Below are 13,837 nucleotides of genomic sequence, written 5' to 3'. Positions count from 1 at the left end.
GGTGCGTCGCCCTCGCGGCAGCCCAATTCACATTTGAACTGGCGGGCGGGTTCCTACCCGGCTTTCCGCCAGCAAACGCCGGCTCATGCCGGCGTTTGTTATTTGCGCGCCGCGTATGGCGCGGCTTGAGGATAAGAACATGAATCAGATGAACCCGGCCTTCGTGATGCCGGACGTCCAAAGCTCCGTCGATACCCGTCAGATCGTGATCCAGCGCGTCGGCGTGAAGGCCGTGCGCCATCCGCTCACGGTGAAGACGGGCGCGGGCGACGTCCAGCCGAGCGTCGGCACGTGGAATCTCGACGTTCATCTGCCGGCCGACCAGAAGGGCACGCACATGTCGCGCTTCGTCGCGCTGCTCGAAGAGAACAAGGCGCCGCTGGAACCCGCCACGTTCCGCGCGATGCTGGCCGCGATGCTCACGAAGCTCGAATCGCAGGCGGGCCGTATCGAAGTGACGTTCCCGTACTTCGTGAAGAAAGTGGCGCCGGTGTCGGGCGTGGAAAGTCTGCTGGACTACGAAGTGACGCTCACGGGCGACGTGCGCAACGGGCAAACGCGCCTGTTCCTCAAGGTGCTCGTGCCCGTGACGAGCCTGTGCCCGTGCTCGAAGAAGATCTCGCAATACGGCGCGCACAACCAGCGCTCGCACGTGACGATGAATGTCGAGTTCGAAGGCGATCTGCCGGTGGAAGATCTCGTTCGCATCGCAGAAGAAGAGGCGTCGTGCGAGCTGTGGGGCCTGCTCAAGCGTCCGGACGAGAAGTTCGTGACCGAGCGCGCGTATGAGAACCCCAAGTTCGTCGAAGACCTCGTGCGCGACGTGGCCGTGCGACTGAATGCCGATGCGCGCGTGATCGCCTATACGCTCGAAGCCGAAAACTTCGAGTCGATCCACAATCACAGCGCCTACGCCGTGATCGAGCACGACAAGCGCGCGGCGTAACGCCGGCCGCCTGGTTGCACCGTCAATAAAAAAGCCGCCGAAGGGCGTGGCCCTTGGGCGGCTTCTTCAGTGGCGAACGGATTAGTGCTGCGCGAGCGACGTCAGATCCCAGCGCGGCTTTACCGTGAACGCATAATCGCGCGTGGCCTGCTCGGGCCAGCGCGCGAGGCGCAGCGCCCCCGCGAGCGCGATCATCGCGCCGTTGTCGGTGCACAGCGACAGGTCCGGGTAATGCACCTCGAAGCCGCGCTTTTGCGCCGCCGCCGAAAGCGTCTCGCGCAACTGCTTGTTGGCCCCCACGCCGCCAGCCACCACAAGGCGCTTCATCTTCGTGCGCTTGAGCGCGGCGAGCGATTTCGCGGCCAGCACCTCGACGGCTGCGTCGACGAAACCGCGTGCGATGTCGGCCTTGCCCTGCTCGCAGATGTTCGTGCCGAGCTTCTTCACCTGCGTGAGCACGGCCGTCTTGAGGCCGCTGAAGCTGAAGTCGAGATCGCCCGAATGAAGCATCGGACGCGGCAGTTCGACCGCGCCTGGCGTGCCGAACTCCGCGAGGCGCGAGACTTCCGGGCCGCCCGGATAGCCGAGGCCGAGCAGCTTGGCCGTTTTGTCGAAGGCTTCGCCGGCGGCGTCGTCGAGCGTCTCGCCGAGGGTTTCGTAGACGCCCACGTCGGTCACGCGCATGAGTTGCGTATGGCCGCCCGACACGAGCAGCGCGACGAACGGAAACGGCGGCGGCGCATCGACCAGCAGCGGCGAAAGCAGGTGCCCTTCGAGGTGGTGAATCCCCACGGTCGGCCGATTCCAGGCCATGGCGAGCGCATTGGCGATGCTCGCGCCCACGAGCAGCGCGCCCGCGAGGCCGGGGCCCTGCGTGAAGGCGATGGCGTCGATGTCGTTTTTCGCCGCGCCGCTCTTCGCGAGCACTTCTTCGAGCAGCGGCAGCGCACGGCGGATATGGTCGCGCGAGGCAAGCTCCGGCACGACGCCGCCGTACTCGCGGTGCATGGCGATCTGTGAATGCAGCGCGTGCGCGAGCAGGCCGCGCTCGCTGTCGTAGAGCGCGAGGCCGGTTTCGTCGCAGGAGCTTTCGATGCCGAGAACGAGCATGGTGGGAGGCAGGGCGGCGGCATTGGGCGGCACGAGCCGCCAAAAACCGCCGCTAAATCAAGAATTAACAGAACATAAAAGTATAGCAGCGCGCGTCGAAGCCGGTTGAGCGCGGCAAGCGGTGTCCCTCCCGGACAAGCCCCGCCGCCGCGCAGGTAGAATGCGCGCCATGGAATCTTTCGACATCGCCGTGATCGGCGCAGGGGCGGCCGGCATGATGTGCGCGGCGGTGGCGGGCCAGCAGGGCCGCCGCGTGGCGCTGATCGACCACGCGCCGCGCCTCGCGGAAAAAATCCGCATCTCGGGCGGGGGGCGCTGCAACTTCACGAACCTGCACGCGAGCCCGGCCAACTATCTCTCGCACAACCCGCATTTCTGCCGTTCGGCGCTGGCGCGTTACACGCCGCGCGACTTCCTCGCGCTGCTGCGCCAGCATCGCGTGACCTGGCACGAAAAGCACAAGGGCCAGCTTTTTTGCGACCAGTCGAGCGACGCGATCATCGACGTCCTGCGCGCCGAGTGCGACGCGGGCCACGTGGCGTGGCGCCGGCCGCTGCCCGTCGAAGCGGTGAGCCACGCCGACGGCGCCGGCTTCACGCTCGGCACGCCGCAGGGCGAGATTCGGGCGAAAGCGCTCGTGATCGCGACCGGCGGCTTGTCGATCCCGAAGATCGGCGCAACCGACTTCGCGTATCGCGTCGCGAAGCAGTTCGGCCACAAGCTCGTCGACACGCGCCCGGCGCTCGTGCCGCTCACGTTCGCGCAGGACGAGTGGGCGCCCTATGTGCCGCTCGCGGGCGTATCGCTCGAAGTCCACGTGGCGACGGGCGAGCGCAGGACCGGGGGCGCGTTCGACGAAGACCTGCTCTTCACGCATCGCGGCCTTTCCGGCCCCGGCGTCCTGCAGATTTCGAGCTTCTGGCAGCCCGGCCAGCCGATCCGCGTGAACCTGCTGCCCGAGCACGATCCGGCGGCGGCGCTGATCGACGCCAAGGGCGCGACAAAACGTCAGATCGGCAACCTGCTCGCCGAGTGGGTGCCGGCACGCCTCGCGCATGTATGGCTGGAGGCGCATCAGGTGAAGGCCGACGCGCGTATTGCCGATCTGCCCGATAAAACGCTGCGCAAGATCGGCGAGGGGCTGGCCCAGTGGACGCTTACTCCCACGGGTACCGAAGGCTACAAGAAGGCCGAAGTCACGCGCGGCGGCGTGGACACACGCGAGCTTTCCTCGGCGACGATGATGAGCCAGCGCGTGCCTGGCCTCTATTTCATAGGCGAAGCCGTGGACGTGACGGGCTGGCTTGGCGGCTACAACTTCCAGTGGGCGTGGGCCTCGGGCGTCGCGGCCGGCGAGGCTGCCGCCGAATATTCACTGGGCGCGGGCTGATTTCCTGACCGATACGCACTGCCGAATCTCTCGCGGTTGACCCCTGTCATTGTTGGCTGGGCGCCCGAGGTTCACGCTTGAATGCCTGACCACGAGGAAAAGGTACGAAACGTGAATCGAGAGGAACAGCAGCACAGCGGGCAAATGCGCGGGCCACTGCGGCGAATCATGATTGCCGTGGACGATTCGAAGGCATCGACGCAGGCACTGCGTTTCGCGTCGCGCGTGGTGCCGCGCGACGCCCAGGTGCGTATCGTCTGCGCAGCCGAACAGCCGGGCGCGTGGAACGCGGGCGGCGCGTACAGCGCGGGCGATGCGTGGATGACGGGCGCGCTCAACGCGGCGCGCGACGATTCTCTCCACGCCGCCGAGCGTACGCTCGAGCACGCGATGTCGGCGTTCAACGGCCAGGTCGCGCTGGTCGAAGGGCAGGTGGTCGGTCTTTCCGGCGAAGCAGGCACTGTCGTGCCTGCGCTCGCCGACGCGGCGCGTGACTGGGAGGCCGACATGCTGGTGGTCGGCACGCGGCACCAGGGGCGCATGAAGCGCTGGGTCGACGGTTCGGTTTCGGGCGCGCTCGCGGTTTGCGCGCCCTGTCCGCTGCTGGTCGTGCCCGTGGAGTACGAGGAAGCGAACGGTCACGCGCCACTCGCCCGCATCCTGCTGGCGACGGACGGCAGTCCGGCCTCGGCGCAGGCGATCGACGCGGCGCTGCGGCTGGCCGAACCGCAAACCACCTTGCGCGCGGTTTATGTCGTGGACCGCAGCAGCGTGGCCGGCGACCCGGTGCCGGGCTCGGTGCTGGAAGATGCGCTTGCCGACCTCGGGCGCAAGGCGCTGGCCAGCGCACACACGCAGCTCGACGTGTCAGGACGTGCTTATGAAACGGCGCTGGTCGCCACCGGGCGCATGCGCGATGACATCGCCCACACCGTTTTGCGCGACGCGCAGGATTGGCAGGCCGAACTCGTCGCGCTCGGCACGCAGGGCCGGCGTGGCGTCGCGCGCTGGCTGCTCGGCAGCGTCGCCCAGCGCGCCATCGAGATCACGCATGTGCCGTTGCTGCTGGTCGGGCCGGGCGCTGCCTGATGATGCTGCGCAGCCCCGCCGGGGAAGGCTCCGGGGGCGATCGGGGCGGCTGCCGGAATTGGGGTTTCCCCCCGAACCGGCACGCGATGCCCCAACCCGGAACTGCTATACTCAATTTTCTTTACCCCCGATCCGTTATTGGAAAATGACGACCATCCGCGTAAAAGAAAACGAACCCTTTGAAGTTGCCATGCGCCGCTTCAAGCGCACGATCGAGAAGAACGGTCTCTTGACCGAGCTTCGCGCGCGCGAGTTCTACGAGAAGCCTACGGCTGAACGCAAGCGCAAGAAGGCGGCGGCGGTGAAGCGCCACTTCAAGCGTCTGCGCAGCCAGATGTTGCCGAAAAAGCTGTACTGATTCCGGCGTAGCCGTGACGCGTGCCCGCGCAGTTCCAGCGTGGGCCTCGCATCAATGTCACGGCGACGTGGACAGCCGGTCCGCGGTCTCTGGTTTCATCGCGCAACGCGGCCGCCGCTGTCCTCTGGTGTGGTCGCAACCATGTCGAATTTGCGCCAACCCGCCTGGAAGCGTTTCCAGGCGGGTTTTTGCATTCCAGCAACCCCAACGTATTTCAGGTGAGTGATGAGTCTCAAAGACCAGATCAACGACGACATGAAAACCGCGATGCGCGCGCGCGAAAGCGAGCGCCTCGCCACGATTCGTCTGCTGCTCGCCGCTATCAAGCAACGTGAAGTCGACGATCGCGTGACGCTCGACGACGCGGGCATCACGGCCGTCATCGACAAGATGATCAAGCAGCGCAAGGACTCGATCAGCCAGTTCGAGGCCGCGGGCCGCACCGATCTCGTCGAGAAGGAAGCCGCCGAGCTGGTCGTCCTGACCGCCTACATGCCCGCGCAGCTCTCGGACGCCGAGATCGCCGCCGAAGTGCAGGCCGCCGTCGCCCAGGTGGGCGCAGCCGGCCCGCAGGACATGGGCAAGGTGATGGGTGTGCTCAAGCCGAAGCTGGCCGGGCGCGCCGACATGACGGCCGTTTCCGGGCTCGTCAAAGCCGCGCTCTCGAAGTAAGCGCAACCGGCTCGCACGCGGCGCCGGCCCGGCCCAAGGGCGGACGCCGCGAGGCCCGTACGTCACGCGTATGCCGCGCGTATGTCACGTATAGGGCCGCGCGAGCCCCGGCTGCCCAAGCGCGCTCGCTTCGATGATTCCGCATTCGTTCCTGCAAGACCTGCTGAACCGCGTCGATATCGTCGACGTGGTGGGTCGCTACGTGCAGCTCAAGAAGGGCGGCGCGAACTTCATGGGCTTGTGTCCGTTCCACAACGAGAAGAGCCCTTCGTTCACGGTTAGTCCAACCAAGCAGTTTTATCACTGCTTCGGCTGTGGCGCGCACGGCACCGCCATCGGCTTCCTCATGGAGCACGCGGGACTGACGTTCCCTGAAGCCGTCGAGCAACTCGCCCAGTCGGTCGGCCTGACCGTGCCGCAAGAGCCTTCGCCCATGCGTGGCGGCGGCGGTGGGGCTGGCGCGGCGGGCGGCTATGCTCCGGCAGCCTCGAAGGCCGTCACCACCGCGCTTTCCGACGTCATGCAGACTGCCTGCGACTACTACCGCAAGCAGCTGCGCAGCGCGACCAACGCCATCCAGTACCTCAAGAAGCGCGGCCTCACCGGCGAAATCGCCGCGCGCTTCGGCCTCGGCTACGCGCCCGATGGATGGCAGAACCTCGAATCTGCGTTTACCAACTATCGAGACGATGCGCTGGTCGAGGCGGGTCTCGTCATCGTCAGCGAAAAGCAGGACGCGCAAGGCCAGTCGCGCCGCTACGACCGTTTCCGCGACCGCGTGATGTTCCCGATCCGCAACGTGAAGGGTCAGGTCATCGGCTTTGGTGGCCGTGTGCTGGATGGCGGCGAGCCCAAATATTTGAATTCCCCGGAAACGCCGCTATTTAACAAGGGCAGCGAACTGTACGGGTTGTTCGAGGCCCGCCTCGCGATCCGGGAACAGCGCTACGTTCTGGTGGTCGAGGGGTATATGGATGTCGTCGCGCTCGCTCAGCTGGGTTTCCAGAATGCCGTGGCGACGCTTGGCACCGCGTGCACGCCGATCCACGTGCAGAAGCTCATGCGTCAGACCGACACGGTGATTTTCAGCTTCGACGGCGACTCGGCGGGCCGCCGCGCGGCGCGCCGTGCGCTCGACGCTTGCCTGCCGCACGCGGCCGACAATCGCACGATCCGCTTCTTGTTCCTGCCCCAGGAGCACGACCCGGACAGCTACGTGCGCGAATTCGGCACCGAGGCGTTCTCGGAGCAGGTCGAGCGGGCCATGCCGCTGTCCCAGTTCATGCTCAACGAGGTGCTGGCGGACAAGGAACTGGACCAGCCGGAAGGGCGCGCCCGGGCGCTGTTCGACGCGAAGCCGCTGCTGCAGCAACTGCCGGCGAACGCCCTGCGGGCGCAGATCATGCACATGTTCGCGGACCGCCTGGACGTGCCGTTCGAGGAAGTGGCGGCGCTGTGCGAAGTCGACGCGCGCATTGCTCAGGCGGCGCGCCAGGCGCCCGCACGCAAGGACCGGCACCTCGTGACCGGGATCGAGCGCAAGGCGCTGCGCAACCTCGTGATGCACCCGCGCATCGTGCTGCAACTGGAGGAAGAGGCCGAAAAGGCGTTGATTGGACTGACGCGCCACGGCGAGTTGTTCGAGGAAGTGACCACTCACGCGCGGGCGCTGGGCGAGTCGGCGGAATTTCAGCTCCTTTCGGACCTGCTGAGAAATGGGGCCAATGCTCCAACCTTCGAGGAGATTTTTCGCGAAATTCTGGACTATGATGAAAACGTTCGGGATTTGCTGATGAAAAATCCGGAAGATGGCGCTGCAGTGGAGGAGCGCCGCGAGCAGGAGCGGCTCGTGAGCGAAGAATTGACGGCGGCAATCCTGAAAATGCGGTACGACGCCTGTTGCGATCGCCTGGACGCGCTTTCGCGGCAGTCGCGACATACGCCTGAGGAACTTGCCGAATTGATGTCACTGAATCAGACGCGGGCTGACATGAAACGTCAGCTCGGTTTGTAAGGGAAGGACCGCACAGGGGGATTATTGCCCTGCGTGCTAAAATAACAGGTTTTCAGCGGTTTGTTTTTGTTTTTTCCGGGTGGGCATAATGGGTTGGGGTAATCCGTGAATGTCCAGTTTTCCAGCAAGGGGCGGAATGGCAATGGCAAAGACTACAGGCGGAAAAAAGGCAACAGGCAAGGGCTCGACGGAGCCGACCAGCAAGGTCACAACGGCCACAGTTGCCAGTTCTTCCGCCCGGTCGTCGGGCAGTGGGTCCACCAACCGTTCTGAACCGGCTACCCGGAAGAGGTCGATGACTGTTTCGGCTGCGCGAGCAGCGCCTGTCCGTGCGGCGAAAGCCGCTACGCAGCCGGCAACGAAGCGGTCCGGTTCGAGAAGTGCAAGGGAAGTGCCTGCCGTCGAGGACGATGCGGCAGAGCGCGAGGCTCAAGCATCCACGGTTCAAGAGGCTGTTGTCCAGCAGCCGCGAGTCGAGACACTAGCCGGTACGGCGAACTCCATGACGAAAAAGCTGAATGAAGTACCCGTCGATGACGACGCAAACCAGAGCGAAGACAGCACCCCCGCCGCGGGCAAGGTCGAAAAGACCACCCGTGCGCGCGACCGGCGAGCGAAGGAGAAGGCGCTGCTGAAAGACGCGTTCGCGTCGTCGCAGCCCGGCACCGTCGAGGAGCTCGAGGAGCGCCGCACGAAGCTGCGTGCGCTCATCAAGCTCGGCAAGGAGCGCGGCTTCCTCACCTATGCGGAAATCAACGATCACCTCCCGGACAACTTCACGGAAACCGAGGCGATCGAAGGCATCATCAGCACGTTCAACGACATGGGCGTGGCCGTCTACGAGCAGGCCCCCGACGCCGAAACGCTGCTGCTCAACGACAACGCGCCCAACGCTTCTTCGGACGACGAAGTGGAAGAGGAAGCGGAAGTCGCGCTTTCCACCGTCGACTCCGAATTTGGCCGCACGACCGATCCGGTGCGTATGTACATGCGCGAAATGGGCACGGTCGAACTCCTCACGCGCGAGGGCGAAATCGAGATCGCCAAGCGCATTGAAGACGGCCTCAAGCACATGGTCATGGCGATCTCCGCCTGCCCGACCACCATTGCCGACATCCTCGCCATGGCCGAGCGCGTGGCGAACGACGAGATTCGCGTGGACGAGCTCGTCGACGGCCTGATCGATCCGAACGCCGAAGACACCGACGGCTTCAACGCGAAGGAAGCGGAAGAGATCGAAAACGAGGACGAAGAGGAAGAAGCCGAAGAGGAAGAAGAAGAGGAGGAGGAAGAGGACGACGGCGCGGCGCAGGCGACGGCCAACGCGGCGCAGCTCGAAGCCCTCAAGCGTGCCTCGCTCGAAAAGTTCGCGCTCATCAGCGAATGGTTCGACAAGATGCGCCGTGCGTTCGAGAAGGAAGGCTACAAGTCGAAGTCTTACCTCAAGGCGCAGGAAACCATCCAGAACGAGCTGATGTCGATCCGCTTCACGGCGCGTACCGTCGAGCGTCTGTGCGACACGCTGCGTGCGCAGGTGGACGAAGTGCGCCAGGTCGAACGCCAGATTCTCCACACGGTCGTGGACAAGTGCGGCATGCCGCGCTCGGAGTTCATCGCGCGTTTCCCGGGCAATGAAACCGACCTCGAGTGGTCGGAGAAGATCGTCGGCGAGAGCCATGCGTATAGCGGCATCCTTTCGCGCAACATTCCGGCCATCCGCGAGCAGCAGCAGCGCCTGCTCGATCTGCAGGCGCGCGTGGTGCTGCCGCTCAAGGACCTGAAGGAAACCAACCGCCAGATGGCGGCCGGCGAGCTCAAGGCGCGCCAGGCGAAGCGCGAGATGACCGAGGCGAACCTGCGTCTCGTGATCTCGATTGCGAAGAAGTACACGAACCGTGGCCTGCAGTTCCTCGACCTGATCCAGGAAGGAAACATCGGCCTGATGAAGGCGGTGGACAAGTTCGAATATCGGCGCGGCTACAAGTTCTCGACCTACGCGACATGGTGGATCCGTCAGGCCATCACGCGCTCGATCGCGGACCAGGCGCGCACGATCCGCATTCCGGTTCACATGATCGAAACGATCAACAAGATGAACCGCATTTCGCGGCAGATCCTGCAGGAAACCGGTCTCGAGCCGGATCCGGCAACGCTCGCCGAGAAGATGGAAATGCCGGAGGACAAGATCCGCAAGATCATGAAGATCGCGAAGGAGCCGATCTCCATGGAAACGCCGATCGGCGACGACGACGATTCGCATCTGGGCGACTTCATCGAGGACAACAACACGGTGGCGCCTGCCGACGCCGCGCTGCATGCCTCGATGCGCGATGTGGTGAAGGACGTGCTCGACTCGCTTACGCCGCGCGAGGCGAAGGTGCTGCGCATGCGCTTCGGCATCGAAATGAGCACCGATCACACGCTCGAAGAAGTGGGCAAGCAGTTCGACGTGACGCGCGAGCGCATTCGCCAGATCGAAGCGAAGGCGCTGCGCAAGCTGCGCCACCCGAGCCGTTCGGACAAGCTCAAGTCGTTCCTTGAAGGGAATTGAGATTGGTTGGTTTTAATGCACAGAAGTCATGTGCAAGATGGCCAGGCCGACCCGCTTTCGTGTAGTATGTCGGCCTGTCGTCGAAAAGCCCGGCCTTTGGGTAGACCGGGCTTTTTTGTTGACACGTCATCGTTGTTTCGTTTGTCGCTACGCTTCGTAGCTTCGTGGGCCGGACGCCGTGTTGGTTGCAGGCAGCGGACTCATAATCCGCCTCCGAAAGGACGTCGTGGGTTCGAACCCCACCCGGCCCACCATTCGCTATTCCATAGAACTCCAACATCCTGCCCGCACGTCGGAAAATGATGCAGGCTTGGGCCGATCATCTCGATAAATTGGAACGTGGCGCAAGGACGACCCCAAAAGAGCAGACACGGTTTTAATAGGAATACTTACCACATAGATCGATTCCGCTTCGATTTCTTCGAGAAAACTTCAACCGCTCACGCAGCGCGGAGAGAGAAGCGGTGCCGTGGATTCATTTGGCCGATGACCTACCGAAGCACGCTGGGCGACGCCCGGCTGCCTGAGCAATATGGAATTCAGCCGAGGGCTGACTCGACCAGCCAACGACGTGCAAGCTCGGTGCAGAGCGACGGCCGCTCGAGGGTTGGGAAGTGTCCGCAACCTTCGAGCGACACAAAGCGGGCGTGCGGAATCAACGTGGCAATGCGACGGCCCACGCTGACTGGAACGAAACGGTCAGCATCCCCCCATACGAGCAGTGTTGGTATCCTGCTCGCTGCAAGCGTCGGCCAATGATCTGAACGAGTCAACGTAGCATCCGACTGGCGTGCGAATACTTCGGCCCCCGCGTCGCGGGCCATCTGAACGAACGCAGCCCTCGAAACAACGTCCTGAGAAGGAATCGCATGCTCGGCGAACTCTGCGATTACGCGCTCATGTTCGCCGGAACGAATTCTCTGGCTTGTTGCACGAGCCACATCCGGATTCGGGTGAACGCCTGGTTGGCAGTTCATTAGCCAGATTCCGTGGACGCGATCTGGACACCGTGCCAGCACCTCCATTGCAAGGCACCCACCATAGGCTGTGCCAGCTAGGATGAATGGGCCTTTTGTGGAAGCCAAAAGGCTCTCCGCACTTTCGGCAAAAGTCGATTGCGTGAGTACGCAAACAGACGCTGATACAAGATCCTTTAGTCCGTGGACCTGTTCGGCGTACATACGCCCGTCGCACGGCATAGCGGGGAGAAAAATCAGCGGTAGCGGCATAGAGGGAAGACAGGTGTTTTCAGGCCCAGCGGGCGGCGCGCGTGCCGACTAGGCAGCAAAGCGATTGTCCGCGTTTTTGACCAACCTTCCAATTAGAGCAGACGCTCGCGACGGGCTGTTGCAATGACGATCTCATTGACCGTCAACGATCTATAGGTTGATGGCGAACTGCCGTTCTCGGCTGCGGCAGTTCGCCGACCGACTGTCGGCAAGCAAATGGGCGACCCGCGACCGCGGTGCGCAAAGGGCCCAGGCGGTAGCCATTCCCCAACCTAATCGCTGATGTGACCTGGCTCGACCACTTCCTTGATGAAGGCAAGGAGGAGCTCGCTGAGCCGAACCGGCTGCTCCTGTTGGATCCAGTGACCGGCGCCGTCGATCAACTCGATGCCCCCCATTCTCGTCGCCGCCTTCGTCCTCATGAGATCGAGCGCGCCAGGCGCTGAATAGGTGCCCCAATCGCTCTTCCCGCCAATGAAAAGCGACGGGACATCGATCGTCTTGCCCGAGAACAGGCGCAACTCAGCGTTCAGGTCAGGGTCGGAAAAGACGCGATAGGCCTGCAGGGCGCCTTGAAATCCCGTGCGGCCATACTCCTCCGTGTACACCCCAAGTTCCGGCTCGGTGAGCCATTTGCAGGCCATGACATCGGCGGAGGAAGGTTGGAATGGAGCGACGGTCTCGGGCATCGTCTTGCCGAGATCCATGACGTAATAGGTGGGCAACTGTGCAAGTTCTGTGGCGGTTAGCGCCTTCAACGGATGCGGCTTGTTTCCCGGCCAGTCGGCGCTTTTGACGTAGAAAAATGCTCGAAGAAACGCGTGTAAGCCCTGAGGGGGGTGCCACATGTCATGGTTCGCCTCTCGTGAACTCAGGTATTGCTGGTAATGCTCTCTCGGCGGGTCGAGTGCCGCCAGCGCGGCTGCTAACTTTTGATTGGCCGTGTTCGGTTGAACCGGCGATACCTCGCTTTCCGCAATGTCGAACGGAAGAGCCGGCGGGCCGGGGAACGGTGCGCTCATCAGCGCCACCGAGGGAAAAACATCAGGTCTGGCTAGCGCACAATAGGCCGCCACGGGCGAGCCGAGGTCGTGCCCGACAAGCATTGCCGTACGCCGATATCCCAATGCCAAAACCAGTCCGAGGGCGTCGCGCGTCATATTCAGAAGGCTGAAGGGCGCTAGCTGGGCGTCGTACTCGTTCACCCAACCGGTGGTGCGGCCAAAGCCCCGCTGGTCAGGCGCTACGACGTGGTAGCCGGCGTCAGCCAGAATTGGAATCAGGTGTCGCCAGCCGTAAGCCAGATCAGGAAAACCGTGCAGAAGCAGTGCGAGCGGCCGGCCGGGTTTGTCGTAACCGGCCTCGAGAATATGGACATCGAGGCCATTTACCCCGTGGATCATGCGCGAGCGGACCGTCTTCGGGAGCGTTCCCTCGGCATATGTCGATGTGGACAAGTCAATTCCTCCAATGGGGTTTGCGCGGGCGGGTCGAATTAAAGAGGCCGCCAGGCTGACCGCGCCCATCGCCAGGACAGCTCGTCGGGAAGGCATAAAGCCACGTGGATGACTCATGACGGAACGCCCCGTCCGCATGCAAGCGCTGGGTTCAGTTCCAGCGAGCGCGCCGCCGCAATCTGGGCAGGCGGCGCATGATTGAACGAGCCTTCTTGACTTGCGATTGGGTCGGGAGGCATCGGCAACTCCTGGTATGGTGATCGCCATAGTATGGCAATCACCATAGAATCAGCAAGCGAAACGTGCTATGTTCTCGGCATGCCACGTAAGACTGACGCCCGCGCCCGTGCGATTGCCACGGCCCAACGACTGTTTCGCATCCAGGGCTACACTGCGACGGGATTGACCCAGCTCCTTGAAGAAAGCGGTGCGCCTAAAGGATCGTTCTACTTTCACTTTCCACGCGGCAAGGCACAACTCGCGGAAGAAGCAATCGATGAGTACGTTGCGAATCGAATTGCTGTGTTACGGGACATCTCGGCGAATACGACCGGTGATGCCCTGAATTTTGTTCATCAGATTTTCAGGACCTTTGCGGCCGAAATGGTCGCCTCTGATTTCCAGTACGGATGTCTAATGCAAAATCTGGCGAATGAGCTGCCCGCGCTCGACGCTGAGCTAACCAAACGGGTAGCGCGCGGATTTGCTGAGTCGACTGGGCTTATTGCGGAGCATTTCAGGGGATGCGGCTTCGCTCCCGAGCGCGCGTCCGCTACGGCAGCCGCATTGGTTGCAGCCCTCGAAGGCGCGCGGACGATCGCCCGCCTTGAACGCACGCCGGCTATATTCGAGGCGCTGGCAGAGGTCAGTGCCCAAAGGTGGGCTGGGCCGGAGGGGTGATCCGGTCCAGTGTTCTCGGTCGGACGAAATCGGCACCGAGCATCCTGTGAAGACCGTCGGTCTTTCGCCAATGTCCGTTCGCAGACGAGCAGCCACCGCAGGAACGTCTTGGCATTGTCCA

Annotated in this window: 12 protein-coding genes and 1 tRNA gene; 9 read left to right on the top strand and 4 right to left on the bottom strand. The window is 63.3% G+C overall.

Annotation, left to right across the window (positions count from 1 at the left end):
• Window positions 1-139 precede the first annotated feature (139 nt).
• On the top strand, window positions 140-946 hold the full coding sequence (gene folE2 / locus AB3X99_RS06115; protein ID WP_368616398.1) for a GTP cyclohydrolase FolE2: 807 nt from the start codon (window positions 140-142) through the stop codon (window positions 944-946).
• 81 nt (window positions 947-1,027) lie between these two features.
• Here the strand turns inward: folE2 and tsaD are convergent, their stop codons facing one another.
• Complete coding sequence (gene tsaD, locus AB3X99_RS06110) at window positions 1,028-2,056, bottom strand: tRNA (adenosine(37)-N6)-threonylcarbamoyltransferase complex transferase subunit TsaD (RefSeq protein WP_368616720.1); 1,029 nt, start codon at window positions 2,054-2,056, stop codon at window positions 1,028-1,030.
• Between the two features lie 169 nt (window positions 2,057-2,225).
• Here tsaD and AB3X99_RS06105 point away from each other — a divergent pair, with 169 nt between their 5' ends.
• The 5 genes from AB3X99_RS06105 to dnaG all read left to right on the top strand — a co-directional run bounded on the left by AB3X99_RS06105 (window position 2,226) and on the right by dnaG (window position 7,579).
• A complete protein-coding gene (locus tag AB3X99_RS06105; RefSeq protein WP_368616397.1) occupies window positions 2,226-3,446 on the top strand; it encodes an NAD(P)/FAD-dependent oxidoreductase in 1,221 nt (406 codons plus the stop codon).
• A 111-nt stretch (window positions 3,447-3,557) separates the two neighbouring features.
• Window positions 3,558-4,535: a universal stress protein gene (locus tag AB3X99_RS06100; RefSeq protein ID WP_368616396.1), complete on the top strand. Its 978-nt coding sequence runs from the start codon at window positions 3,558-3,560 to the stop codon at window positions 4,533-4,535.
• 145 nt (window positions 4,536-4,680) lie between these two features.
• Window positions 4,681-4,893, top strand: a complete 213-nt coding sequence (gene rpsU, locus AB3X99_RS06095) for a 30S ribosomal protein S21 (protein ID WP_013434742.1) — start codon at window positions 4,681-4,683, stop codon at window positions 4,891-4,893.
• Window positions 4,894-5,118: 225 nt separating this feature from the next.
• Entirely contained in the window at window positions 5,119-5,565 is a 447-nt protein-coding gene (locus AB3X99_RS06090) for a GatB/YqeY domain-containing protein (protein WP_069261329.1), read from the top strand.
• A 133-nt stretch (window positions 5,566-5,698) separates the two neighbouring features.
• Window positions 5,699-7,579: a DNA primase gene (gene dnaG, locus AB3X99_RS06085; protein WP_368616395.1), complete on the top strand. Its 1,881-nt coding sequence runs from the start codon at window positions 5,699-5,701 to the stop codon at window positions 7,577-7,579.
• A gap of 36 nt (window positions 7,580-7,615) precedes the next feature.
• Here dnaG and AB3X99_RS06080 read toward each other — a convergent pair whose 3' ends face one another.
• Window positions 7,616-7,840, bottom strand: a complete 225-nt coding sequence (locus AB3X99_RS06080; protein ID WP_256094439.1) for a hypothetical protein — start codon at window positions 7,838-7,840, stop codon at window positions 7,616-7,618.
• Between the two features lie 34 nt (window positions 7,841-7,874).
• On the opposite strand from AB3X99_RS06080, the gene rpoD reads away from it, so the two are divergent.
• Complete coding sequence (gene rpoD / locus AB3X99_RS06075; RefSeq protein ID WP_256094438.1) at window positions 7,875-10,130, top strand: RNA polymerase sigma factor RpoD; 2,256 nt, start codon at window positions 7,875-7,877, stop codon at window positions 10,128-10,130.
• Window positions 10,131-10,296: 166 nt separating this feature from the next.
• Window positions 10,297-10,384: transfer RNA gene (locus AB3X99_RS06070), tRNA-Ile, on the top strand.
• A 285-nt stretch (window positions 10,385-10,669) separates the two neighbouring features.
• Here AB3X99_RS06070 and AB3X99_RS06065 read toward each other — a convergent pair.
• Window positions 10,670-11,311: an alpha/beta fold hydrolase gene (locus AB3X99_RS06065; protein WP_368615672.1), complete on the bottom strand. Its 642-nt coding sequence runs from the start codon at window positions 11,309-11,311 to the stop codon at window positions 10,670-10,672.
• Window positions 11,312-11,631: 320 nt separating this feature from the next.
• Window positions 11,632-12,762, bottom strand: a complete 1,131-nt coding sequence (locus AB3X99_RS06060) for an alpha/beta fold hydrolase (RefSeq protein WP_368616719.1) — start codon at window positions 12,760-12,762, stop codon at window positions 11,632-11,634.
• 324 nt (window positions 12,763-13,086) lie between these two features.
• Between AB3X99_RS06060 and AB3X99_RS06055 the strand changes: the two genes are divergently transcribed.
• Window positions 13,087-13,716: a TetR/AcrR family transcriptional regulator gene (locus AB3X99_RS06055; RefSeq protein ID WP_368616394.1), complete on the top strand. Its 630-nt coding sequence runs from the start codon at window positions 13,087-13,089 to the stop codon at window positions 13,714-13,716.
• The last annotated feature ends 121 nt before the right edge of the window (window positions 13,717-13,837 follow it).

Origin of the sequence: Paraburkholderia sp. BR10882 (assembly GCF_040948855.1) — a bacterium.
GTDB lineage: Bacteria > Pseudomonadota > Gammaproteobacteria > Burkholderiales > Burkholderiaceae > Paraburkholderia > Paraburkholderia nodosa_A.
This window is presented reverse-complemented; position numbering and strand designations above follow the sequence as displayed.